This is a genomic window from Yersinia sp. Marseille-Q3913, assembly GCF_963892745.1.
Lineage (GTDB): Bacteria > Pseudomonadota > Gammaproteobacteria > Enterobacterales > Enterobacteriaceae > Yersinia > Yersinia bercovieri.
This window is the reverse complement of record NZ_CAWQAF010000015.1, coordinates 50,476-76,982: the sequence shown is the minus strand read 5'-3', so window position 1 is coordinate 76,982 and position 26,507 is coordinate 50,476. Positions and strand designations below refer to the sequence as shown.

The window sequence follows — 26,507 nt, the reverse complement described above, 5'->3', positions numbered from 1 at the left end:
GTCATTCCTCCTTCTAAGTACTTTAGCGGAATGACACAGAATTTCTAATACTCCCTCTGAAGAACATGTTGAATGAGTCCGAAAAAGGGGCGGCAGCCCCTTCCCCCCTTAATTTAAGTCATAATCAGTAAACGCTATAATACCAATACATTTATTGATTTCTAAAAATCCTTCTTGTAATTAAATTAATATATTACTAAACTTCATATGCCTTTTCTATATCACAAAATCCGCCAACATTACTCGACATAGCCCCTATTATCTGCGATGTACATGATGCACTGCCATTGTATTATCGCGGCTAAAAACCCATCCCTTACCTCTATACCTAATAGTATAATGATCTTGATTTCATATGGTTTGCCCTCTCTGATTGAGAAAGCAACATCCACTTTTGGCACTTAGCCGACGGTCTAAACTAATTACAACAAGAAGAGGCTGCTATTTAGTTGGCAATTCAAGCCATCTATGACCATAACAAAATCACTTTACCCAAAAGTTAATAAATCAGGGAGTCTTTCCAAACTCCCTTTCAATTCACTTATTAAAATACGGATTCACCCTTTCCACCGCCTGCTGTACTAGTTTGTTTCTGGTTGCCATCAGCCGGTCAATCTTTTCTCTTTTCTGATCCGCCGTGAGTATCCGGTCCCGCCTCATCATTTCAATCTGGGCATTCAGTGCTTTCACTTGTTTCTGCGTCGCTGTTAGCCCCTGACGCTGCGACAACTTACCTCTATTCTTCTCAATCAATTCATTGGCATCATCGGCGTGCCCCTGCTTACGGAAGCTGTTAATAGTGCTATTTATCTGATTGGCTTCAGTCATCATACGGTAAAAATCTTCGGTGAACTGGGTAGACTTAGCTGGATCTGAACCCCGGAAGAAGGATTTAATCACCGGCATTTCATCCAGACGCATGGCCGGGGTTTCGCCGTAGTCTTTCAAGTTACGCATGAGAAGATTGGTTGCACCCATCACATAGCCCCCCAGGCTGCCGGTATACCCCATCACAATATGATCCAGCATCTTCGGTGACATATTGGTCGCCTCACCCACTTCGCGCATCAGCAGACTGGTCTGGTCATTGTAGCGAGCCCCTGCCATCAAATTGCTGTCGGCCATGTTTTCAATCGGCCCGCCTTTGAAGAAATCATAGTTAACATAAGCCTCAGCAATCGGCTTGGCGACTTGTGGGATCGGGTTGAATGCCATGGTTTCCATAAAGTTATGCGCCACCAGCTTGCCGAATTTAGCCGCGGTATCTTTACCGCCCAGCGCCCGGACAAATCGCTCAGGTAAGGTGCCAAACATCAAGCCAATTTCGAACGGTTTTGGAAAGCGAATATGCTGATCACCAATCCAGGCATGCCAATAGATGTCTTTATCCCAGTCTGGAAGCTCCTCATAACGTTTGTCGTCCCAATTCAGCGCCATCAGCGCCAGAGAGGCCGCCGTAATCATGCCGCCGCGTTTCAGCACTTCACGCGGGTTCTCCTTGATACCTCGGCCTAATTTACTTAGTCCCTGCATACGGGCGTTGAAGAATGGCAGCATATCACTCAGGTTAATCATGATATTACTGGCCCCCATCATGCTGAAGTCCATCAAGTCACGCGACTCAAATGCCGCCTGCGCTTTGCTTTTCCCCGATTTAATTGCAGCATCATAAGTGGCCAGCCGGTTAGCGTTTTCCGCCGCTTCACTGAGGTTCTTATATTTATGTAACCCCAGTTCGACCTTGTCCATCACCTCTTTGCTGTTACGGACAATAGAGGATTCAAATTCGTGGATTTGGCTATCGTTGTAACCTTTACGCCGCAGAACGCTGCGGATGGTTTTGGCCGTCGATGCCGGATCATAGACATTGGAATAACCACCGCCAAAAGTCGCGCCAGCAAACATCATATCCACCAGACTATCATCGGTGCGTAGGGCTTTTTTAAATCCGGCCCATGAGGCTATAACTGGCTTAAAACCATCTTTATTGATAGCCCATGAATGGACGGAATCACGTAAGAAGTTGCGGATAATAAAATCAGGCATCGACGTAGTGCTAACAGTTAGCACCTTTTTAGCCTGACGGGCCGCTTTCATGAAAAGGGAATGACTGCGCTGTAAATCAATCATGGTAAATGCACGGTAGAGCGCAGGGTCATTCACCTGAACCAACTGTTGAACTCCATCGATAGAGACCTTAACAACATCCTTACCTATGCGCTCATAGTCCATCTCATTCGGTGATTCAATCACCTCCAGCACACCGGTATCAGCAAGATTGACCACTGAGCGGCGCATGGCCTCATTTTTCATTGACGCATCGATCGACTTAGCCACGTAGTTAAACAGGTTTTCGATAGGATCCTTAATGGTCAAATCACTGCCTTTTAACTTGCGTACAGTACTGCTCTGGTTAGCAATGCCTTTGCGGGTCCACGGCCCCTTCACTTCACCGTTTTCCGCTTCACGGTAATAGGGCAAGTACCAGGCATCCTCCCACTGTGCGCGGCTTTCTGGATCAATCAATCCCATATCCTGTTGCAGATCCAGAATCGATTTAATAAAGGCATCATACTTTTTCTTCTGACCTTCGAATAAAGTCTCATTACCCCGGTTGAGAGTTTTCATATAAGCAATTTCGTCGGCATTAAAGTTGTTCTCTTTGCCCTCTTTCATCAGCCGTTCAGAGCGATGGCCGGCGATCCATTTAAAGAAGTTTTCCCGATGGTTTCCCAGTCCGTCGAGAATCCCCATAAGCGCATCCTCTTTACCGGTACCGGATTGTCGTTCAACTATCCCCTCGGCTTTGTTATAGCGCGGCAAGCCATGCTCTAACGTGGCAGCAGTAACAGAACCCGCCCCCGCGGCCATACGCGCGCCAATGTAGGCGGAACTGCGTGCATCATTGATACCGGCAGCATCCTCGGCATACTTCAGCGGAGCCATGCCATCAAAGGTTTTAGTATTGAGTTTACGGCCAGTTTCTTTTAGCCAGGCTTTCAGTTCCGTTTTATCTTTGCTGGTCACTGTACCGTAGAAAGTCTTGGCCTTATCAAACCACCCCTGCTCAACGTTAAAGCCCATTTTGCGGTTGGTTTCAGCATCCATTGATGGGTTAGCAGTGCGGGAGTAAAGTGCCTTATTCTTGCGAATATCGGTTGATGAGAGTATATTTTCAACTGAATCTTGATTTGGTGAACCGCGTTTGAGCAATTGAAGCTCTTGGGCCGTACCAGATTGGGATTCTGAACCCTGATAAGTGTTCTCCTTGGGCAATTGGAGCCCAACAGAACGAAGCTTATCGGGGTTTTGTTTTTCTCGGCGGTATAACGCTAAACCAGCATCCTCCATACCTTGAACTTTCGCCATGCCCCCCACGGTGCCGTACACTGAAGCAACTCGATTAACTTCCAAGCGCCCACGTTTTGCATTCATATGAATAGCAGTAACCACTGGGTTTCCGTTTGCATCATGAGCCTCCAGAAGAGCAACTACTGCGTTATCCTGTGTTGCTGAGCGATATACTGCTAACGGGTCATGCATCAGCTCAGGAAGCTGCTCAATGACCTCAGTCGGTACGTTGTGTTTTATTCCATTAGTCGCTTTGCGTACCGTATCACGAGAAATTACCATCTCCACATTGGGAGCGCCAAGCGCACGGAGTACCGGCGGTGTTCTGCCTATTGAAACCGTTATGTCATCGGACCGTAACGAACGCATCGCTTTATCAAGCTCAGATCTATATTGTTCGGCTTCCACTGGTAATGGCTTGAGTGGGTCCACATCATCATGTTTCGAATACAGTGCGTCTGACCGAGAGAAAGTATTATCGAACTCCCGCGTCCCCGGCTGTTCGCCATCATACATAGCAGTCTTTTTGAAGCGCCCGGCGACCGTGCGCAGAATATTACGTATTTCCGTTGGGGAAATATCATTCGCGTTCATCAGTCCTGCTTTCTTCAATGCATTTATCAGCGCAGCAACAAAACGGTCCCACATCCCCCCCAGACCAGTAAGCTCCGAGCGCTCAGCCATGTGGGCTAAAAACTCATTAGCCTGCATTTCGGGGGACTCATTGCGGTATGATCTATCGACTTCCCGCCAAACAGCCTGAATCTCTTTATTTTTACTCTCCCGCGTCTGGTGTAATACACGCATGATACGGTCATATTCCACATCACCAATGACGGAAGCCAGTCCGTGGTGTGCCAAGACTTCATGACGCAATTTTGCCCGAAGTTCGCGGTCGGAAGTAATGTTATCCGCTACCACAATCACCCGGCTGAGTTCTGTCTGATAAATAGCGTGTACCGTACCGAACTCCTTTGGGATCCCGCTCGGCATCATGGCCGCTGCTTCCGCCTGAGTTTGCACCACCTTAACTTTGATTTTGGCTGCGCCATTTAACCTGCGTATCCACGCATCCGCGATGATTTGCGCTCGCCCCTGGCGTATTCCCTGAGCGGGTTTTTCGCCCGCAGCCGTGTGGCCGGTATCTGAAATCACATTGCCTTTACCAATGTCAGTATCTTTACGGGAATAGAAAACGATACCTTTATCAGTGGGTTTGGTTTTGAGGGTTTGGAATAAATGATCAAATGCCTGACGCACACCGTTGTTTAATTCGGCTTCAGTTGGATAAGCATAGGTTTCCGGGTTGGCGTGTTCGTCAGCTTTGCGCAGGTTAACTAAATAGTCGTTAGTGATACCTTGACTCTGGGCTTTATCCAGCAGGTAGCGTTCAAATGCTCGCGCTGACATTTCCAGTTTAGTCGTCCAGTATGCTTTGCTTCGACTGCCGTCCAGCAATGCCGCCCGCGCCATCATCCCACTATGGGTGACTTTATCGACAGCGCTTTTAAAGGCGTCATGCACCTCCTGCCTGACGGGATGGGTGATTTCTTGCCTTTTACCACCGCTAAAGTCATAGCGCGGACGTTTACGGTCGGTCATAAATTCAGATGAACGCTTACCGGACGCCTCGCCATGTACATCATAGGTACCAAAATAGTTATCCAGTGCATGGAACCACTCATGCGCTAATGAGCCTGCACCGTTACCTTTGGTTAGGTTGATAACGACTTGTTTTGGCTCATAGTGTGCTTTGGCCCCACCCTTACCTCGCGCACCAAACGCCAGGCCCAACTCACCATTTAGAGAGAGTGCTTTGGGTGGCACATTCAGTAATTCGGCCATATCGATCAATGCGTCGTAAGCATCATTTAGTTCAGATTGACGGCGCGGCCTCTCGACATAGTTGCCAAACTGCACTCCCCGGAAGCCAAACGCATCGCTAAACTGTTCAGGCGTCACATTACCCTTACGACGCTCAATACCGGTACGTGGCTCATTAGTCGCTTTGCGTTGTTCCTCGCGAGATACTTTGCGTAATTTATCCAGTTTAGCTTCGATTTCAGCGCGGTTCTCTGCCAGATAAGCGCGGGCTTCAACTGGGTTTTTGAAACCCGCCTTAAGCGGCAAAACGCCCATCGCCCCCTTATAACCAATAAACACACTCTTATCTGCCCGCCGGGTGTAGATCTCCAATTTCGCCTGTTTAGGGGCTGTTTCCCCTTTATCACTATTGAGCTGAGTCTCTATAAAGGCCTTGGCTTTAGGTAATAGTTCAGACATTGACCCCGCTGAAATATTAACCTTTACCCCCTTTGGCGCCACCAGCTCATACAGGGTTTTTCCGCCGGGATAACTCTTGCCGTCAAAGTAGGTGTAATGGCCGGAACGAATTGAGTACTTCGATGCTTCGGCCATCTGTTCAGGCTTAAATTGTGAGATTAAATCAACCTTATTCGCAACAGCGTTTAAAGTGGTTTTGCTACGTTGGAAGTGAGCTTTGATATCGGCAACGCTGATATAGCCCCCCATGAGGGTATTGACGATATCTCGGACCCCTTTCACCTGTTCCGCCCATTGATTCACTTTATAAGGGGAGTGGGGTTTGGTTGGGATAATTGATCGCAATGTTGCAAGCAACGCAAGCTTGTCTGCTTCAATGCCGCTCTCATGCATTTTACTGTAATCAGGATGCGGGAACAGTTTCGACAAAGGCTGCTTTTTGATTTCTTCAATATCATGGTCAGCTTTCATTGACTCTGCCAACTGGCCCCACTGATGTTTCGCCGCCCCCTTGAGTTCCTCGCCAAAATCATCAATTTTTGCGTCACTTTTTTTGGCTTGATGGGCTGGCTCAGGTGCGGGTAAGCGAACACCGTACCCCTTTCCTACTGCTTCAATCGTGGCACCCGGCATCTTGCCCCACTTGGAATACTTAGCGACTTTCTCACTGGAGAAGGGTTGACCACCATGCAGTTTTAACTCACCGACTGACTGTTCACCAGATGCCACAACCCCCTCATTGGAGGGCGCTGGATTAACTTTACTGCTTGTTGGTATCGGTGGTAATCGCACACCAAAACCATCGCCAACCGGTTCAATCACGGCTCCTGGTATCTTGGCCCACTTCGTGAATCTGGCCACTTTCTCATTGGGGAATGGCTTGCCATGGTGCAATCTCAACTCGCCAAGCGTTTCACCTTTTGCATAAGCTTCGGTATCAGCATCAATCGGGCCCCCCCCCCCCGTACGCTGACGCTGATCGGTAATAGCCTGTGGTTCCCTTTGCCCAAAGTAAGTATCGGGTTCTCTTACCGCGACTTGCTGCTCTGCCTGCTCCCTCGGCAAATCCACCTGCCCACGGGTCCGTTCTCCGGCGGTAAATTGTGGTGTGGTACCCGCCTGGACTTCATCACCTTGAATGAGTCCCGACATGGGGAAGCCTTCGCCCGGATGGATATTACCGGGCGCGGGCAGGCGTGGTTTCCGCTGCGCTCGAATTTGATCAGCTTGCTGAAGTATCGCTAACTCATCAGGTGTAAAACCGTTTTCTCCTGACGCCATTTGCTGCTGAATAAGTTCTTGCGCGGTCGGTTGTGCCTCTGGCTCAGCCAGTGAACGCTGTACATCGCTATCATCAGCAAAGCCTTGCACGCGAGGATCCTGACGCAGATAGGCTGGAGTATCGCGGAAATCATCAATCTGGGAGTTAGGTACACCATTTTCACTCAGTGAATTCTGCTGTGCCGCCACTTCATGGGAAGCCTGATTTTCTGCCTGCGGTGTCATTTCTGGCTGGATAGTTGGGTCAATATTTTCAGATACTGGCGCTCCCTCAGTATCAACTGGAGTCTCTGGTGTGGTTTCTGCTGCTGATCTGCGGCCACGAATTCCACCGACAGTTCCCGCTGCACCGCCAATGCCAGCGCCTAGCACTGCATTATTGGCACCGGTTTCTACCACCCCTTTCATTGGGTCTATTTTCTGTCCGGCGGTATCGATTAACTGCTGATTCTGGACATAACGCTGAGAAGCGCCTTGGGCAAATTCAGTTCCACCTTCCGCCGCCGCACCTAATGATGCCCCGGAAATAACGCCAGAAGCCGCCCCTTTTTTGGTCAGCAAATTCAATAAGGTATGATCGCCCAAGGTTGAGGCTGCAATGTTTATCGCTAGCATGCGAGGGTCCGCCGTCACACTGCTAGCAGCCTGATCTGCAACCTGATTGCGAGCCAGCGTCAATTTCTGTGTATCTGATAACGCTGAGTTATTTGGATCCGTATCAATGGTAGAAAAAGCTTTTTGGAAAGTTGGGCTTTGCGCTAACTGCTCGAAGGGTAATGCGTTAATCTCATCGCGCATTTCATTACCAGAAGAACCTTGGGCAGTACCGGCCATAATGCCAACAAATCCCGTTTTTTGGGCAATCTCTCTGGCCTTCTCACCGGCCAGTTGAGCGGTCTCCCTTGCTACAGCATCTGGCACCGACTTTTTTAGTCTTTCATAGGTTGCTTGTTCAACCCCTCGGGAAACAGCTTTTGCACCATACTTAGCGAATGCACCAGAACCAATCATTTGAGAAATGGTTGGGATAGCATTAATCAACCACGCATCTTTGTCGAACATCCCTGCGCCAGCCTGAAGGTTTCCATCCTTATCTCGTTCGATAAATGGCATAGCAGCGGCTTGCTTGGCACCCTCACTGTAATTATCCTTGATGCTTTTAGACGCACTTTCAGCTAAGGAACCCACCCGATCAATGAAAGCATTACCCGCGCTTGACAATGAATTACCGCCACTGTCTCGCATCACTTTCAGCATTTCAGGGCTAACAGGAATATCAATCAGCGGTTTCTTTGCACCGCTTCTGTATTCTGATGCTTTATCATCCAAAAGCTGATTGCCCGCCTTAAATAATTGAGCATTAGCGCTAATAATATCTGTTGGTGCCGCCGCCGCCGAAAGAAATACATCTTTTAAACCTACACTAGGGTCATTGGCCTGCGGAACTTTTGACTGCCGCCCTGCGGCCTCTCGCGCAGCCCTGACTGCTCCCCAATCGAATCCCGTATTCGCATTTTCACCTGGCTGCCGGATATTGAGCGTCTCGCGATTGTTGTTAGTCGTTTGTTCTTCTGGGCGTTGCTGTTGCGGATCGTAAGCCATTTGGTACTCCTTTATTAGAAATGAACCTTTGGCGCATAGGAAACCAGCCCACCGAGGCGTACCAACCGTACTGGCTCCTCAAAGGCTCATTTCTAATCAGGTTCGATGGTTTGAAGCACATGCGTTGTGCTGGGGAAGCTGGAATAAAACAGCCCCGGCAGGCGAACCTGTCGAGGCTAGATTTCGTGCATAAAAAAACCGAAGGGCTTTTTAAAGCTCACTTCGGCATCTTTCTGTAATTTAGCGCGTAATTAACTCAATGTGAAGTTAAGGATTATTTGTCTTTTGTTCCTTTAATCTAGCAACTAAAACCAAGCCAAGAAAAGATGCATTTTGGATTGTCTCAATAGAGGTACTTTCATCACAAAGTGTTAATAGATCTAATAAGGCAGTAAGGCATCCCAGAGTCTTTTCTGGCATTCATTTTCATTAATATTGTCCTTATAAAAAATTATTTATATTAATGACATAGCATTTTCATTAGTTTTCAGAAGTCGGTCAGTATTACTGCTGCCTTGTCTCACTAATGCGCTTCATCTCCCTTAACTGTTGGGCTGTATTATTATCAGGAACGGGGCCATTCTGAGGTGGTTCTTTCATTTGCTGTGGTTGCTGTCGCTGCTGCTTCCATGCCATAAAGAACTGCTGATCCTGTGGGTTATTCATATCAGGCATCGTCCCAACCTGCTGTTGATACTCGCCCGCAAATGCTTCCAGCTCTGCCGGGTCAATGCTGGATTGATTCTGCCAACCACGGTCCCCACTAACACCATAGAGTTCAGATGCTTGCTGACGGCGTTGCTCAGAGTTGCCCTTAATTTCCTGTTTTGCGGCGGCCAGTTGTTTCTCATCCATCATCGCACCATCTTTATTCAATGCGGCCAACTGCTTACTTTCGTCTTTACTAATATCCTGTAGCTCTTTGCGATAGCCTTCACTTTTCTGACGCATGGCGGCTTTATCCGGTGGGTTAACCATGTTACCAATAAACTTGGCGCGTTCTGGCTGGTTCAACTGCCCCACCATCTGGCTGTAGCCACGTATCTGCCCCATAAACTGATCAATAGGAATTTGCGCAACCTGATTGTCATTGACATCCGCCGAACCGAATTGCGTCATGGGTTTATTAGCGGTCGAACCATCGCTATAAGTGACTTTCAGACCGGGAATAACAAACTTACCATCTTCACTGATACCAATATGCACCAGTTCTTTACTCTTAATCTTCTTCCCTGACTCTGGATCGACTTCATCAATATTGCGCTGTATATGCGGTGCCAATACGGTATTCATCGTTTTTAATACTTTCGGGTCGTTGTAGTTCATTTCCCCGGAAAGCACTTTCGGCATGATCTGATTAATCTCTATGACGTTATCAATAGCTTCTTGACCAAAGAAACGTGCCGGATGGAGTGGATTATCCTGTGAAATTTGCCCATACAATTGGGGGTCAACCTGACCTGAGGATTCAATTTGCTGGTACAAAGCCTGAACAATCGGCATTTCTTCCTGCATCCTCTGCTGACGCTCGGCTTGAGCACGTTGAAAATTAAACTCGTTTTTACGCATGTTGAGTTCCTGCGCCCGCATACCTAAGCGGGCGTTTGCCGTGCGCTGGTTAGCCTGCGCCAAGCCATAATTTTTATTCCATTGCTCATCACCCACAGTATCGCGCTCTGTCTTATATTGGTGATCACGCTTGTCGGTCTCTTTACGCCACGCCACCTGCTCTTTAGCCAGACCATAGTTGCGGTCAGCGTCTTTCACCTGTTGTTGTAGTGCCGCATCTCGCAACCCGAGTGCACGGTCACGACTAATCGCCTGATCCGCAGTATTGAAACCCGCCAGAAAACCGTCCGCTAAACCTTGTACGCCCATGATATTAACCCTTTAGAAAATGCTGCCCGCCAGCAAACCCACGGCGGCCCCAATACCGGCGCCAAGTGGCCCGCCCATCGCCAACCCTGTACCCGCGCCAACCCCCACCATGCTCATTTTGCCTTGTTGCTGTTGCATCTTGAGCTGTTGGTTTGAGGACTCACGTTGTATCTCTCGATTAGAAACATCGCTTAGCCCTTGCATGGCCTGCTGCCGGGTATCACGGGCAACATCAATCAGTCCGTATCCCATTAGTAACTTCCCCCGCCAATGCGCATCTGCTCGCGCAGGCTGGCACTGCCACCGGTTAAGATATTCATCTGTCGATCTTGCTCAGCCTCACGGATGCCATTCTTCGCCCCGGCCATGGCCAGTGCCGAGCGCAGACCTAAACTGTTATCGTTCGGGTTAACCGTCTGAGTGACGCCATAACGCGCCAACTGATTTTGTGTACCCAACTGAGCAGCACGCAGACTGTTGGCAGAGCTGTCACTCACGCGGGTTAACTGCTGGTTCATTAGCTCGCCGCTAGTCGCCAGCCCCATAAGTTCTTTTTGCTTCGGATAAAAGCGAGTCAGCCAGTCGTTATACTGACCACGCATCAGATTGGCATAGGTATCAGATGCTTGTCCCATCACGCTCTCCTGTCATAAATTACCGCCAAAAATACCCCCTCGATGACTACTCACGTCTTTGAGTCCATAAGTCGATTTGCTGCTGACATCCTTGAGCCCATAACGACGAGCGGCCATACCACCCGCAGCGCCAACTAATTGCCCTACCGCTTGCCGATCGCTCAGTGACTTCTGTGCATCGCTCGTTGCTTTACTCAAACTCTGGCTGGCAATGTTGCTGTAGCCAGAAAGTGCATCGGCTTTTTGTCCTGCCCCCATCGCCACCACATCCTGTAACCCGGCAACGTACTTATCCTGTTGTGAGGTTTGCGCCCGGTTGGTGGTGTCGATTTGCCCGGCCACCTGGTCACTTTGCAACGTGTGTTGTGTTCCCTGAAATTTGCCGCTGCTGGGGTCAACGCCACTCGCGGCCAGTTCCGTCGCCGACTGTTGCCGTGCATTACCAAACTCCTGCTGGTAGCCTAGGTTGACGGTGCCAGCAGCATCGTCGTACTTCGACGCGTTATTCAGGTTGTCCACTTTGCTAATAAACAGATTTTCCATAGGCTTAAGTTCGTTCTGGTACAGCGTCCATTGCTTTCCGGCAATTTCAGCCGCGGCCAGTTCCTGAGCGGTTTCTTTAACTTCGGTACTCCCGCCACCTTTACCCATAATGACCTCCCATTTTCACCACCAACGAACGACGGATAGCACACTGGCCACACCATATAAAATGCCGATGAGCACAGTGGCGTAATACATGCGCCGGAGTGTTTTACTCCGTTCAAACAGTTCTAGAGCTTTCACAACCCATTCTCCTAGGTTAATATTCACTCATCTTCTCCCTTGCTCTTTCAAGGTGCAGAAAGTAGAAAGCCCCGACTGCGGCTAACAGTGCGGGGCTTTCGCTTATCTACTCGTGTACATTAAATCGGTATTTTAAACTTCATCAGTCCATCTTCGTTCGCCTGGCGCTCGAAACCGAGTTGTCGTGCAATGCGGATAAACCCTTTGCGTGCCGTGTAAAACTCAGCCCAACGCCCGCCAATCATACGAGTCAGTGTCTGAACCGCCGGCGTGTACTTAACCAGACCTTGCTGCCCGCTACTGATCCCCAGCCACACCACCACATAGGGGATGCCCTGTTTGATTCGTGGGCGCAGGACGATCACCGCGTCATCTGCCGAAAAGCAAAACGCCTGCTTATGACGGCAGGCGTCTTGGATGTGAATGAGGAGTTCCGGATCCCCGGCATCACTGGCGATTCGGGCCAGTTTAGAAGTGAAAGTAGTTTGCCGCATCCAGCACCATGATGGGGATATGTGAGACGTAATAGGTTAATGGGCCATGGGATGCAGGTTGATTTCTGGCCCACCCCCAAGCGGGGGCTATTTGGGTGCCATTACTGTTCACCCAAACATAAACCTGCCACGGGTAACTGTACAGCGCACCGATATTACACGGCGCATACATTGGCCGGGCGATCCCCTCAACACTGCGCATTGAACCTAACCCCGCCCCGGCCAACGAAACCAATTTAGGTCGCGCCAGAATATCGTAGCCCGAGTTATAAACGACTGAGCCATTCTGCTTGGAGTATATTTCCAAGCCATATTTGCTTCTAGTCAACGCACCATGACCAAAAATACAAACCTTGGCTCTGATGGTGGCCCCACCCCCGCCATTGGCGTAAAACACACGGTAGCGGCGATCATCGGGTGAGGGTGAAATACAGATAGTTTTACTGGTATCTTCCGAGTAGAAATAGCACATCACCTGATGCGCAGCGAAGGCAGCATTAATATGTTCAGGAAGCCAACCATCATAGATATCAATTTCCCCCTTAAATAACAGGCAACTGAATTGGCTAATATTGCTGATGCCGGTGAAGTTATTAACGCCCATAAATTGGATGCCATAACCGCTTAGCGTGCCCGCGCCAGGCCAAATATAAACGCCATAATAGGAGGCGGGGATCGCACTTTGGAGACTATGGGGTGTGACCCGTAACATGCGATTGGCATCTAAATAGGGCTGAAGAGAGGCAAATCCACCGGGAGTCCACTGACTACGACGCCCATGGCGGACAACCTTATAGTCTAGCCAGGCATAGGACGACATCCACAGAAAATAGTCATAACCCACAGGGACAGTAATGCCCGTATTCCACTCCCCAAATGAAAGCCCCTTACTGCCCATCGCGGCAATTTTGGTGACCGTTGTTTTGTTATCCATCACCACCGATGTGCCATCCGGGCGGAATACTGCTAGACCGTAGCGCGACACTGCCAGACACCATTAAAATTAAACTCAGGAGGGGGATTCTTACCCACGGACATACAGCCTGTTAAACTAATCATCAAGCTTGCCAAGACGAAGTATAAGCACACCATTTTCATCATAAACCTCTATCCTCTCATTTGTGATAACCAGACCGATGCTGCCAGTGCCTTGTCTAATAGTTATTCGGCCGGTATTGGATACACTGAACAGGTCGCCAATGTGCAAGTTACCTGCGGCGTCTACGGTGAATTTACCGTTATTGATGGTGGCGCTATTGAGCGTCGGGGTAGAGATACTGATCCCCGCTTTAACTTCATCGGCGATAATCGTTTGAGCATGTAAAATCTTGATGGTGGCTTCACGAATGGCAGCCTCATCAATGACCACTCGCCCGCCGGAAATAGAAAACGGGATAGCATAAGAGCCAGTATCAGTAGGATTGTTTGGATCAAAGATAAAAAACTGACTGGCCGAGATGGCCACCTGAGCAATGGGTTTACCCTCAGCATCCCTGCCTGCGACAATCCCGATCCCCGCGCTGATGCCGCGGGTATCAACTTTGGTGCTCCATATTTTCTGAAATGCCTGACCGCCGTTTTGGTCAAGTTCCTCAATGCCATTAGCTAACTCACCAATCAGTGGCGAGTTATTTATCTCCTGATTTATCAGGTCAATGATTTCATCAATATCCGCAGCCGTTTTTGCCGATGTACCCTCACTGGCGTTAAATGGCCCGGCCACGCCCGCTGAGTTAATAAAGCGGATCCAGTAATACCCCTGCCATCCCGGATCAACCGGGTCGCCATAAACCGCCGCAGCCGAGCTGGCCACCATCACCGCATTAGCCAGGTTATCTTCGGTGCTGCGGTAGATTTCCGTCAGCGAATGTCCGCGATAGTTCGGCATACTCCATTCAAGGAGTACCGCACCAAATCCCCCACTAGCTGTGAAGTTTCGCGGTTGAGTCGGAAACGCGGGGGCCGGGCCACTGTTATCATTTGGATTGGGTTTGAGCTGTAATTTACCGCCAGCCCCGGTGCGTAACTTGGCTAATTTCAGATCCGCAATTTCAGCATAAGTCACTGCACGGTTGCGACCATCCCCGCGCTGCCCAGTCAACACCTCAATATTTTCAGAGAGTGCCGCCGCATCTCGACCCGCACGGAAACCTTTGGTCATGCGGGCATCTCCGCCATCGAGGTACTCAGGGTGATACGGTCAACTTGCGCGTAACCCCAGACTTCCACGATCCATTTTCGGCCAGCGATGGGCGGCAGCTTCAGCAGTCCATCGATTAAGGAACCTGGCGGCAACGACAGAGCCGGCGCACCATCGACAATTAAATTGACGCCCACGCGGATCACGCTCTCACTCATGATGCGCAAGCAGGAAAATGAGGTGCCGGGTGGTACCAGAAATGGCTTGCTGCGCCAAGTCATCGGCAAAGGTGTGGTGCTGACTTGGGAGATAGTTAATTTATCGCCTTTAATGGTGTAGAGCGTGTCCGACGCCAGATCATTAAAGGCGGTATCAAATACCGTGGTCAGATGGCGAATATCCATCGCTTGCGGATCGAAGATAAAACCGGCACTGGTTCCTTTTGCCGTCTGATAGATCGCCAGATACTCACCTTCCACCTGCCACGCTTTGATGCTTTCCGGATTGAAGTTTTTACGCCACTGGCGCGGCTCGATTATCGGCTCAGTGGCCACTAAGGCATCACCGGCACCATCGACCGAGACCAATCCATTGGGTGAAGCATAGAGCGCAAAGCTGTCCATGCTCACCATGCTTCGGCGGCTGACACAAGATTGCATCACCGGTAACTTGGCGTTGGTCATATTCGACGGTGTAATGCCGCTGAACAGATAAGGTCGCCCTTGGGTACCGACCACCAGACCAGCACCAATAGGGGCAATAGCCACGATATCGTGCTCGGTACTTTGCTTGTAACTTTCCGGCCAGGCATAGGGGAGAAATGCCTCCGAGAACATCACCTGATTACCGGCAAAGCCTGCGGCAATGCCGTTTGCCATCAGACACAGGCCCATCATTTCATCTGGTGGCATCAGGAAATTTTCGGTTTCCAATACCGGCCCAAGCTCTTTATCCAGTGCAACATCTTGGTAGGTAAGAACACCAACGGCCAACTCGACCAACAGCAGATAATCAGCAACCCCGCCGCCAGATGCAGAGCGATAAATACGACGGCGGGTGATATTTGAATTCTGGCTACCTGGTGGTTGCAGGGCGAGGTCTACGGTACTGCCGGGGTAAACTATTGTCACTTCCTGCGATACCGGCCCCGGCGGCCCTTCCTCACCATAGCCCGTGACATAAGTCTCAACATAAAAGCGGGTATCATCATCAGTGGGATCATCTTCACCATGATCAGCCGGCGGGGTAATTGCCGTGACTTCAATAGGATGACTTGGTGCAGGAATACCCAATCGAAAACTGACCGCTGGAAAATTACCGTTACCCTGAGTCGCTATTTCATTACTGGTGACCTTCGGGTACTTCCCATCAGTGAAATACACTCGTTCATATTTATCCTGCGCCACCGGGCTGCGGATCGCATCCACAATATCCGTCCAGGCAAACCAATAATCATCACGGTAACGAAAGATGGTGGTTGGTTTCAGAGTGAAAGTTTTGCCACCCTCTACATCAGCCATGATCGGGGTAATCACGCCATGACGGAAGTGACAGTTTTTGGCCATGGTCGCCGCTGGCTCTGGCAATAGATGTGGCACCGCCCGCGGCATTTCGCCACGCATGGTGGTGATATCGATAGCTGACATAAAGGAGAGGATCCGATCGGCGTAAAAAAGACCCACTAAAAAGTGAGACTGGGAAATTAGGGTAAGTCAGTGGGGCCAGGATACGATTTAGCTAACGGCCGCGGGCAGCGAACACCAGTGGCTTTTATTTTTCCATCGTATCTGTACGGAAAAAATAATTGCGAAAAGGTATGTGTTTTTTCAAAATGTTATATAACTCTTTATTCTCGTCACGCTCAGCCATGCTTATCATCTTGCCAAGATACTCAATATCTTCAAGCGATGGACCGCTCGTTTCTGCCCATATTCCTCCTGTCCATTCTCCTGTTTGTGGATTCTGTGTTGCCCCCTGATATTGAGCTTTATAATAGCCATTCCCGACCAGATCACGCGTCCAATGCTGGGGTAATGGTCCTTCGTCTTCGATATGGTCAACAATATAAAATCCGCTGTCATCGAGCTTATTTAATTTCAATTTAGATGGCCTGCTTATTCTAATAAATAATTCATTGTCGCCGCGACTGAGTAACCGTCTAATTTCTCGCCCAAGATCTTTATCACACCATTAGTCTGGATCTTCAGGATTGCGCTTGAGTTTATCTTCCCAGTACCAGTACGTCGTCCAAACCACCCAGCCATCGGTACCGTCACAATGAATCTGGGACGATATCCCTCAGGCAAAGTGCAAATATGAGATTGTGATGCCGCATTAAGTACTTTCACATTGATAAACACCATCCCTAATACTTTTCTATATACAAACCTGTGGTCCTCATAAAAAAGAAGCCACCCGTTCCTTAATGTTGCATTAATCCACGGCGTATTTAGGGTTGTTTGGGTAATTTTCTCAATCGTCTGCTTGGCCGCCAGGATTGATGCTTTATCGGCTGCCGCTCCCGCAGCTCGCCGGGCATCATTTCTATGTTGCAAGGCATTGGTTTCATATAAGTCGATTCGCTTTGCGGCTTCAAACACCAATGTTTTTATCTGCTCACAGCTCACCCGGGCAGTTTCACTTCGATCCGAATTAGTTTTCACATGGCGCTTAATTTTCTCAGCCGTCTGCTCAGCTGCCAGGATTGATGCTTTATCGGCTGCCAGGATTGATGCTTTATCGGCTGCCGCTCCCGCAGCTCGCCGGGCATCATTTCTATGCCGCAAGGCATTGGTTTCAGATAACGCGGCGGCACTGGCATTGGCTACTACCATGCTTTCGCTTTCAAACGTATGTTTTGCTGATTCAGCAGCGTTAGCGGCACTGACGCCAGACTCATCCCGGTAACCTTTCGCGACTGCCAGCGCAGTTTCTAAATCCGTTGCATACTGTTTTGCTTCGTCACGCGAATTGGAGGCGATCTCTGTCGCATCTGTGGCACGACTTTCTAACGTTATTATGGTTGCCAGATCATTGGCTACCTGCTGTTGAATCTGTCGGAAGTACAGGATCACATCGGGCGTGAGCTCAGACTCCATAATCTGCTGCTTCAGCAACTGATTAAGGGTGCTGGGGCCGGTAGTATCGTCCAGCGTGACCGCACCATAGACAAAACTACGACCATTGGCCGCCACCGTAATAGAGTAACTGCCCTCCTCTAACTGGATACGATATGCGCCCACATTGTCCGTTCTGACTGTGGCTGAAAAGGTCTTCAACACAGTGAGACTATTCGCCACCGCAGTGAGGGTGATCTGTGCATTGACCACCGGCTCACCGACCGGGTTAATCATAATGCCGGAAACGATTACGCTCACTGTCCGCCTCCCTGATGCTGCGCCTCCTTCAATTGCTGGGCGAAACTCTCAGCGTTCTGCTTCACCCCCAACTGATCACTGAATGACTGGTAATGCTGCATCGCTAAGTTGAGATTGGCCCCCGCGTCGCCATCTTTGCTGAATGAGCGATACAACATCCAATCCACCAACGGGTTCACATAGAGCTCGTCAATCGGCACCGGTGTTTTATCTGCCAGATCATGGATAGCAACAGCCTCGGGAACTCTCGCCACCACGGCTTCGATACCCATGGGCTGCTCAGCACCCGGAAACAGGTAATACACTTTGGGGGTCAATTCGTTATAGGAGTAACGCTCGACTGGGCCTGTCATCTGATGCCAGTCAGGATATTGAGTATCCAGCACATCGCGCGGTACTGGCCTTAATGCCCTGCCACCGACGAATCGAATCATCTCAATTAAGCGGAACACCCCATCAGGCAGTGCCTGTTTAGTCCCAATCTCTGTGGTCATCACTTCAGTGGATGCTCCCGCATCTGGTCGTGCCAGAATGACGGCCCGGACAGCATCATTGTAATAATCACATAGCTCCACCAATGGCCAGCGCAGCCATGCAGTATCTTTGAGCTGAGTGTTAACTCGCCCAATAATTTCGGCAATGGTGATCATCAGAAGAACTCGTGTTGGCGAACAGGGTTATTGAAAGCGGTGATCGGGGAGTTATCCAGCGCGTCACGGAATGCGCGGCGGTAACCATCAATAAAGCGCGTGCCAAAGTATTGTGAGCGTTGCGGATCTGTCCATGGCTTGCCTGGCATGATAAATAAATCTTCAAGAGCGCCAATGGCGATCACATCGGCAAAGTCGTCTGCCAGCACATCAGGCACTTCAGTCACATCACGTTTGGGTTCAATGGCAAAATCCACGCTCACTTTGGTGAATGGCTGATTGAAGATGATTTGATTGGCAGACTTCACCGCAAACTCACTGCCTGCCGTCAACATGACACCTGGCGCACTGGCATGACTGACCTGATTAGTAAGGTCTGATACCCGTAGGCGCCTGACGCATTTCACCAGTTCACTCTCCGTCAGGATGTAAGTCATGCCCGGAGTAACATCATTAAAAGTGACCGCGTCGCGACAGAATAGTGACTCACGGCAAAAGGTGATCGCTGCGTCTAATGCCGCCTGCTTCATCATGATATCCAGCGGACCACTGATATGTTTTCGTATGATCGGCAGAAATGCGTCAAGCGTTGCCATGATCATTCAGCCTTAGCGTTTAATTCAACGTCAGACTCTGCCTCAGAGGCTGCGTTTCTGGCCTGAATCGCGTCACGGATGCGGACGCGGAAATCATCGACTTTTTCCTGAGCATCTTGCTTGATGTTGAGATCTTCTGACTCGACAAGTGTCGCGAGTTGAATTGATGTCAATTTAGCGATATCGACAACCGCATCACCTATATTCAGCGCAAAACTGTTCGATAACGACGTCATTTCTTCCTGGTTGGCAAGAAAAGCCTCATATGCTGCTTGTTTTTGTTCAGCAACCGCCTCTTGGGCAAGGTAATCTTGAAGCGCCGCCTCACGAATAAAAACAGTTGGAAAATCGAGCAGTTGATGGGCGATGGCACTATCCACCTCCACCGCTTCGTGACGCGGGAAGATCAACCAACTCCCGGTGACAGTATCGCGCTTCTTCGCTTTGGGACCAATATAAACCACAGCAATTTTGTCAGACATGAGGGACTCCCATAACCGATAGTAAAACGCCCACAGACTGGGGCTAAGGAGGATACGTTGAGGGTCAATAACCCTCTACCACATACAAGATGGAGGCCGCTAGGCGTCCATAAGCTCGGTCATAGTCAATGCAAGCATAGAGGATTTCACCGGCCTTCCGGGTCGTATAAGGTTTTTCGATGAAAGTATGGCTGGCGACGACTTTTTTGTAGCTGGCGCGCGGTACTAATATGGTTCGATCCTTCGAAGACCTCTCACCACATTCAATCTTTACCTGTGCGTCATTTGATCTCATGTCCGCGTTGCAGAAAACGTTGACAGCATAAATACGTATGCCTATAGGGAGTTCTAACAACTCAATCTCCAATGGATTCATTTCACCTGCGAAATCAGCATACGCTTCGGCCAGTGACAGGTTTCCTTGTGGTCCTTGATAAATCGGGTTGCCCATTGTGGGCGCTTTTACGATGTTCACTTCAGCCATAGCCTTATCTCCTATGTGATTATTTGATAATTCTGGAAATGGCGGAATCAATCACGATGACACCGTGATCATTAACACGACCATCTTTTTGCTTAAAACGGATCTTCTTCAATCCATTCACCCAGCGGATAGAAATTTCCGTGCCATTCCCGTGATCCACCTTCTCATTGTGGTAGCCGAAAAAACCGCCTCCTTCACCAGTGCCATACGCATTAGCCAGTGCCTGCCCACCCAACAACATGGCACGGTCAATGGTGGTTCTGGTTGTGATACTTTTCGTGGTCGCAGCAAGGTCATTTTTGGATACCAACACTTTAGAAGCGATTTTAAAACGAATGGGCGTCCCGCCATACTTGCGCACCAGCACATTGCGCCACATTGCACATTCCCCCTTGAACAAGGGGTGATTAAAGCCTTTAGCACGCTGTACTGCGCGGGTCATCATGGCCTGCCAATCTTTACCCGTCGTGGAGGTGTACCAGTCGTTCCACTGGCGCGGCGTACAATAAAGTACAAAGTAGGGATCTTCGTTAGCCAACTCGTCTTTAGACATGCGGATGGGTTGTAATGGGTGAGCCATTTCATCAAGGAACAAAGCAATGTTATCGACAGTGGCCAGCGAGAACAGATCCGCTGCGTCCAGTGCTTCCATTGAGGTCGCATCTCCTGCGAAGAAATGACGATCATAGGTGGGAGGCATCACATCGTTAACCATGATTTTGCCAAATTCGCGGTGGTTAGCCCAGGGCACAATGGTGTCATCGGCCAGGTAGTCACCTCGCGCACCCGCCAGATGCACGGTCGCCAACTGGTCCTGCATATCGTTGAAGTACGTCCCTAACAGCGTGCGTGCAGTCTTATTTAGATTATGCTTGAAACGCTGCGCAGACATCTTCCCGCCAGCATCAACCAGATGGCGACCTTGGTTAATTTTCAGCGAGAAATCGGCGAAGCCCAGATTTTCACCGCGCCCGGCTAACTTCTCATCGCCCATAGTTGGACGCTTAGAGAGTTTGTGGACGATCTGCATATCCACTTCATCACCCTTCTGCTTTTGCAGATCAGTGATACGCACAACTGGCGCATTGTAGTTGGTTTGGGTGGTGCCTTTCTTATCCGGGTTGACCGATTTCGGCGCTTCCTGTTGTTCGGTTAACACGTTAACAAATGAGCGGTTACGGTTTGCTGCCGTGAACAGCGCGACCTGCATCAGCTTATTCGCCTGAGCAGAGGTGATGGTCGTCATAGCGACTCCATAAATGAAAGAACCGCCTAAGCGGATTGAGGTTTAAATCGATTGAGTGACTAGATTGCCTGATCTAACAGCGCATCAATTTGGGCATCCGTCATACCGGCAAACATGGCCTGTAGCTCGTCTGGAGAGGCATTCGCCGCTTGCTCCAAAGATGATGCTGTATGCGTGGTTGTTACGCCGAGATCTGACGGTGAGCCAGGGACTTGCGTCGCCGCAGCGGCAGTGGCCAGCTTCTCGGCGGCAATCTGTTGTACATCTGCGTTGGTCGTCCTCGCCGCCGTTGCGGTACTGGTCGTCACCGGTTCTGATTGAACGGGTTCAACTGATTCGCCGTAAGCGGCCTTGGTGCGTTTCGCGACCTCCACAAAGCGCTCAGTTAAAGACTTGTCTTTCCATGCAGGGTCATTTTGCAGAGTGCTATCGATATGTACCGCCAGCGTGAAACGGTCAGGATCTTGATCCTGCCATGACTTCAAATCAGGTACGGCATTCATGGCATCTGTCACCGGATTACCACTTGGCTGAGTGACAGCTTGTGCTGGCTGGCCTTGTTGCAGGTAATCGATTTTCTGCACCACGGTGTCCAGCACCGCCGCCATCTCAGGAAAGTTTTCTCGGATGGAATTAATTTGCTCAGGGGTAACCTGTGCTTTCTCAGGTAAAGGGACAGGCTGCATACCGGCAGAGTTGATTTGTCGCGTTAACGCTGCCAATTGGCGTTTAGCTTCAACTAATTCAGTTGCCGTTTGCTGATGGGTGCCTGCTAAGCGCTGTTTTTCCGCCCGCTCGGCCACCAGCACATCGTAAGGAATAACATGCTGGCCATCTTTGCTGAGAATACCTTTCGGTTTCTCCGCGCTTTCAGTGGTTGCTGCCGTTGTAGTGATCGGCCCTTCAGTGGCCGGTGCTGTTGTGGTCGCGCCCGGCGTCGGCTCGTCTTTCTTATCGCCCGTATTGACTACTGCATCGGTATCGTCAGTACTTTTGTCCGTCACAACAACCACTGGGGTAGTGGCTACCGCTGCCGCCTGTGTTACATCAGAAATATCCACATCACCAAATCCATCAATCAGTGCTTCTAACTCTTCTGGCGTTTCATGACCTGTTAATTCAATGTCCACGTTATGACTCCTGCATGACTATTTACCGGATAGATCCGAATGAGAAAGGCGTATCGCTGCCCATGCGAATAAGCACTCTTGGATAAGAGCGCTTAGCGACATGAACCTTGATGGTTGAAAAAGAAAAGTCCACGAATGGTGGGCAAGTCATTCAGATAAAAATCAGAGATGCCAGAAAGCAAAAAGCCCCGCGGTTAGGCGAGGCTTAATTCAGTGCAATGTACTGCATCTTTGGGGAATTTAGCGCGTATTTTGCAGGCACGCAATAGCTAGAGTGGTATTTGGTCAATTTGACCCTGAATGGTCTGCATCATCTCTTCATGTAATGCGCCAATCTCTTCGGTCACATTCTGCATCTCTTGCAGCACCTGCCCCGTTTTCGCCTGAGTATAGGCATCATTGAAGCGCTGACCATTGGCTAAATTCGTTTCACGTTCAGCCTGGGCATGAATGCGTTTAGCTTCTGCCTCCAAGCGCTCTACCTTCGCGGCCAGCTCACGCATGGCGAGTTCTTGTTGCTGCTGCTGTAGCTGTTGCTCTTGCTGAGCTGCCTGCTGCTCTTCTGGTGTCATCTCATCCGGCGATTTTGGTGTACCCAATGCGCCACGGATCCGCTCAATAAACTCCTGTTTATTCGGCAGGTCTAACAGTTCTACCCACATATCCAGCACGCTCACCTGAATCTGTGGCGGCAGCCCGACAATGACTTCAGATAACCGCTGTGCCAGTTGAGATTTATAGGCTGGCGTCTGTTGAATCGGTGCCAGCGCGATATGCGCACGTAGCCGGGAGACATCGTTATTCATCCGCCCAGCCTCTTCGGCAGCATTCAATACCACCTCTTTGCGCTTGCGCGGGTCATCACGATTGATCACTACCGGATAGTTTCGACGTTTGGTTAACTCTTCCAGCAAATAGCAGAGCAATAACTGTCCCACTTGCTGACAGGCGAACTGATAGTTATCGTTGATCTCCGCCAGGGTGGTCGCCCCCTGCTCGACCAGGTTGCTGATAGCCACCCCACTGGATGCATTTGAGTTTTGCCCTAGGAACGCTGCGTAAACCCCTAGTCCATCCTGAATCAACTTCATGGACTCCTGCATCACCTGAAACTGCTGCTGAGCGACCTGGAAGTCCTGCTGGATATTTAATGCATCTGCTGCTGTGGTTTTATTCGCACGGCTGGGATTTAAGTTAATCACCCCGTCGGGGCGCTCGATCTCTTCCTGGAGTTCCCGGTCAGTCATCTGAGTCGCATCGGCATCTTTGATAACGCGTTTAGCCTGTAATAACCAGGTAAGCTTAATGCGGCGAAAATTCACTTCATCCTGTGCCGGTATCGCGCGACACGCCAGACCGTAAGGTGCACCGGTTTTGTCTTTACGGTAGCCCCAGAACGGGATCAGCGGAAACATCCCTTGCGGCGCAGTACATGGGCGGTCAATGATAGCGTGAGGACCAATAAACCACGATTCACGGATCCGGCTGACTCGCGCCATGGTGACCTGAACCCGGTCAGTGGCCACCGCCATCGCATGCATTACGTTGTTCTTGTCATACTCAACCACGCGGCCATTGCTCAGTTGCAGGATAGGCAGGCGCTGGAAGGTGCGATAGTAGATAACCTGAAGCAATACGCGCTTACGATTGGACGTGACCCACTCGGTACTCTCACGGCTCCACGATTGATACTCTTCATAAGCACTGATCAAATCAGACTCTTGCCCTGCTGCCAGATCGGTATCAACAAAGCCTTTCCACTCATTGAGGGAATAATCGATAATTTGCGATTTGTCGGGGAATGTCCCTTTCACCTCATCCACATCCAGCCAACGCTTACGCATCAGCCAACGGCAATCACTCAGATCGGCTTCATGGCTGAACCAATCCCAATACACTTCATTACGATGAACGGTAGACACTTTGAATTTATGGACAAAAGGATCGCTGTTGCGCCGTACCTCAACCCACGATAGCCCGGCCTTAATTTGCTCGGCATGAGCATCACTCCGGGCCTTATTCAAACCACTTAGTCGGCAGGCATCAGCAAACTCAGCATTGACTGCTTCGGCCATCACTTCCATTTCTTCATTAGGATCATCAGCAATCACCATTAGATCGGTGCGGGTCTTAGCCTCCATGCCCAGCACGCCGTCAATAGTCGGAGCGATAAGGTTATGTTGCGTTAATGGCTGCCCACGCTCACGCAGCTTTGCGACGACCTCGGGAGCAAGCTGATCCCCATCATAATAGGCGCAGGCGGTATTCGCGCTGGTGCGCCAGTCTGGCTGATGGTCAATATCTGAAGAGATATCCATCAAGCGCTCAAGCGTAAAGCGATCGCGGTTTGCTGGCTGAGCAGGCTCAGTTTGATTAATAGCGGAATTCATCAGATAGCCATCCAGTGTTTAGGTTTAGAACGGTCAATAGGTTGGTGTTTCGGACGTGCAGGCATCCGCGCGCGCATTTCCTGCGCGATGGCATAACTCATCACCTGGTCATCAAAACAACCTGTTTGAGCATTCATGCGGCCCCGAGCGTCATAAACGTAGGTGTTCAATTCATTGATAGTGCCAATCCAGCGGATACCAGAGGCTTTCTCACGCAGCAGTGTTTTAAAACCCTCGATGATGACTGGCTTGCTTTGTGCGGTAGTTAGCCAGCCCAACTTTGGTGTTTCATCATCATGGTCACGATCGAGGTATTGCTCAGAGTAGATAGAACGGTGTGGGTAAACCTCACGCAGTTTCTGCAATACCGCATGGCCGTGGTTGTTACGTTCCGGTCCGATAAATGCCGTGTTATACCAGCGGCCAACGTGGGCCATCAATTGAGCAAAAAGCTCAGCATCCAGATATCCGAACCAGTGGGCGACCTGCTCCCCGCTAGACTGTTTCACAACATCAAATGATGATCGGTCACGGTTTTCCAGCCCTTCAGCCACATCACCCCCGATAGCGTAATCCTCATCCGGATCCGGCAGTTCCCACACCAGTAAGTGATTCAGTAGTGTGCGTTGCAGTTCTTCCGCATTGCCCGCACGTAATGCCTGCACTTTGGTTCGCTTACCCGTCATCGGCTCCATGTCATACACCAGCAATGGCGATTTACACTGACTTTCAGCCTTCATCACGTTAATGGCAGGGAATACACGGCGACCAGAGGCCAGGAATGCCTCAGATGGCGTGCTAGGGAACTCCTGTTTCATTTCCTCCTGCTGCTCAATTTCTTTGCGGATATACCACTGCTTTTGTTCATCGAGCAAAGTGATACCCATCGTTTGCTCAACAGCAGCAAAATACTCCTGATGGTATTTGCTTAAACGCAGGCCACCCTTTGGCACTGAGGTCTGATATTTAGGATCCTGCCACCAGGCAAAGAAATGGAATTTATAATCTTGTGATGTGAGCGGCAGATTTAATTGGCCTAAATCCATTGCTCGCGTGCTCATGGTGTGGAAATCGCCGCCTACACCTTCAGCAGTGCTTTCAATAAATACAATGCAGCCGTCTTTGATGGCGTTGAGCGTTCCCGTTCTGACCTCTTTCGCCTTGGCAGGATAATTGGCACAAATTTTTCCATGCTCTGAAATATGTAGCCGTTGAACCGTCCCTGAGCGAAATGAGGTTGATACGCGGATCTTTGAACCATGAGCAAATTCTATATGCCCACCATTGGCACCTTCACGTCGGGTATTGATTTGAAACGTTGCGCGTAACCAAACAGGCAAGTTATCGAACGGAATAGATATTTTGGTACTGAATATTTCCCCTGCCGCCGATAAATCCTGAGCAATGATCCCGCAGGAGAGATTTTTGTTAAAAAGCGCCTGATCGAGCAGGTAGATATCTATCCCTGTGGAGAAGCCCAATTGGCGGGCTTTGAGAATGATATTTCGATAGTGCATATTCTTGAACAACTCTCGCTGTGCCGGGCGCATGCGAAAGGTCACTAGCTCGCCATCTTCATTGACGATCTTGTATAGGTTATTCAACCGCCACCAAACATCAGATAAATGAGCTTTGATATAGGCGATCTGTTCTGCCTCAGTCATTACGGCAATATCTGCATCGTTAAGTCTATCGTCTTGTT

At 49.8% G+C, this 26,507-nt stretch carries 19 protein-coding genes; all 19 read right to left on the bottom strand.

What is annotated here, in order from left to right:
• Positions 1-537: 537 nt before the first annotated feature.
• Entirely contained in the window at positions 538-8,517 is a 7,980-nt protein-coding gene (locus AACW11_RS08415) for an LPD38 domain-containing protein (protein ID WP_212586448.1), read from the bottom strand.
• Between the two features lie 504 nt (positions 8,518-9,021).
• On the bottom strand, positions 9,022-10,395 hold the full coding sequence (locus AACW11_RS08410) for a hypothetical protein (RefSeq protein ID WP_212586447.1): 1,374 nt from the start codon (positions 10,393-10,395) through the stop codon (positions 9,022-9,024).
• Positions 10,396-10,407: 12 nt separating this feature from the next.
• A complete protein-coding gene (locus AACW11_RS08405; RefSeq protein ID WP_145500027.1) occupies positions 10,408-10,647 on the bottom strand; it encodes a bacteriocin in 240 nt (79 codons plus the stop codon).
• Positions 10,647-11,030, bottom strand: a complete 384-nt coding sequence (locus AACW11_RS08400; RefSeq protein ID WP_212586446.1) for a hypothetical protein — start codon at positions 11,028-11,030, stop codon at positions 10,647-10,649. Before AACW11_RS08400 ends, AACW11_RS08405 begins: the two co-directional genes overlap by 1 nt.
• A 12-nt stretch (positions 11,031-11,042) precedes the next feature.
• Positions 11,043-11,681: a hypothetical protein gene (locus AACW11_RS08395; protein WP_212586445.1), complete on the bottom strand. Its 639-nt coding sequence runs from the start codon at positions 11,679-11,681 to the stop codon at positions 11,043-11,045.
• Between the two features lie 254 nt (positions 11,682-11,935).
• Positions 11,936-12,310, bottom strand: coding sequence for a hypothetical protein (locus AACW11_RS08390; RefSeq protein WP_145554063.1), 375 nt, complete (start codon positions 12,308-12,310; stop codon positions 11,936-11,938).
• Entirely contained in the window at positions 12,285-13,295 is a 1,011-nt protein-coding gene (locus AACW11_RS08385) for a hypothetical protein (RefSeq protein WP_212586444.1), read from the bottom strand. The genes AACW11_RS08390 and AACW11_RS08385 overlap by 26 nt, the downstream gene beginning before the upstream one ends.
• A gap of 66 nt (positions 13,296-13,361) precedes the next feature.
• Positions 13,362-14,471: a phage tail tip fiber protein gene (locus AACW11_RS08380; protein WP_212586443.1), complete on the bottom strand. Its 1,110-nt coding sequence runs from the start codon at positions 14,469-14,471 to the stop codon at positions 13,362-13,364.
• Positions 14,468-16,096, bottom strand: a complete 1,629-nt coding sequence (locus tag AACW11_RS08375) for a hypothetical protein (RefSeq protein ID WP_212586442.1) — start codon at positions 16,094-16,096, stop codon at positions 14,468-14,470. Before AACW11_RS08375 ends, AACW11_RS08380 begins: the two co-directional genes overlap by 4 nt.
• 124 nt (positions 16,097-16,220) lie before the next feature.
• Positions 16,221-16,550, bottom strand: coding sequence for a hypothetical protein (locus tag AACW11_RS08370; protein ID WP_212586441.1), 330 nt, complete (start codon positions 16,548-16,550; stop codon positions 16,221-16,223).
• A 14-nt stretch (positions 16,551-16,564) separates the two neighbouring features.
• Positions 16,565-17,827, bottom strand: coding sequence for a prophage tail fiber N-terminal domain-containing protein (locus AACW11_RS08365; RefSeq protein ID WP_212586440.1), 1,263 nt, complete (start codon positions 17,825-17,827; stop codon positions 16,565-16,567).
• On the bottom strand, positions 17,824-18,477 hold the full coding sequence (locus tag AACW11_RS08360; protein WP_145500041.1) for a phage adaptor protein: 654 nt from the start codon (positions 18,475-18,477) through the stop codon (positions 17,824-17,826). The genes AACW11_RS08365 and AACW11_RS08360 overlap by 4 nt, the downstream gene beginning before the upstream one ends.
• Complete coding sequence (locus AACW11_RS08355; protein WP_212586439.1) at positions 18,477-19,073, bottom strand: hypothetical protein; 597 nt, start codon at positions 19,071-19,073, stop codon at positions 18,477-18,479. Before AACW11_RS08355 ends, AACW11_RS08360 begins: the two co-directional genes overlap by 1 nt.
• 2 nt (positions 19,074-19,075) lie before the next feature.
• Positions 19,076-19,555 carry a hypothetical protein gene (locus AACW11_RS08350; RefSeq protein ID WP_212586438.1) on the bottom strand — a complete coding sequence of 160 codons (480 nt, stop codon included), beginning with the start codon at positions 19,553-19,555 and terminating at the stop codon, positions 19,076-19,078.
• Between the two features lie 64 nt (positions 19,556-19,619).
• Positions 19,620-20,039: a hypothetical protein gene (locus AACW11_RS08345; protein ID WP_212586437.1), complete on the bottom strand. Its 420-nt coding sequence runs from the start codon at positions 20,037-20,039 to the stop codon at positions 19,620-19,622.
• Positions 20,040-20,058: 19 nt separating this feature from the next.
• Complete coding sequence (locus AACW11_RS08340; protein WP_212586436.1) at positions 20,059-21,285, bottom strand: N4-gp56 family major capsid protein; 1,227 nt, start codon at positions 21,283-21,285, stop codon at positions 20,059-20,061.
• A gap of 59 nt (positions 21,286-21,344) precedes the next feature.
• Entirely contained in the window at positions 21,345-22,415 is a 1,071-nt protein-coding gene (locus tag AACW11_RS08335; protein WP_145500049.1) for a hypothetical protein, read from the bottom strand.
• Positions 22,416-22,684: 269 nt separating this feature from the next.
• The gene (locus AACW11_RS08330; RefSeq protein WP_212586435.1) at positions 22,685-24,805 is read right to left on the bottom strand and encodes a portal protein; all 2,121 of its coding nucleotides are present in this window, start codon (positions 24,803-24,805) and stop codon (positions 22,685-22,687) included.
• Entirely contained in the window at positions 24,805-26,469 is a 1,665-nt protein-coding gene (locus AACW11_RS08325) for a terminase (protein ID WP_212586449.1), read from the bottom strand. Before AACW11_RS08325 ends, AACW11_RS08330 begins: the two co-directional genes overlap by 1 nt.
• Positions 26,470-26,507: the final 38 nt, after the last annotated feature.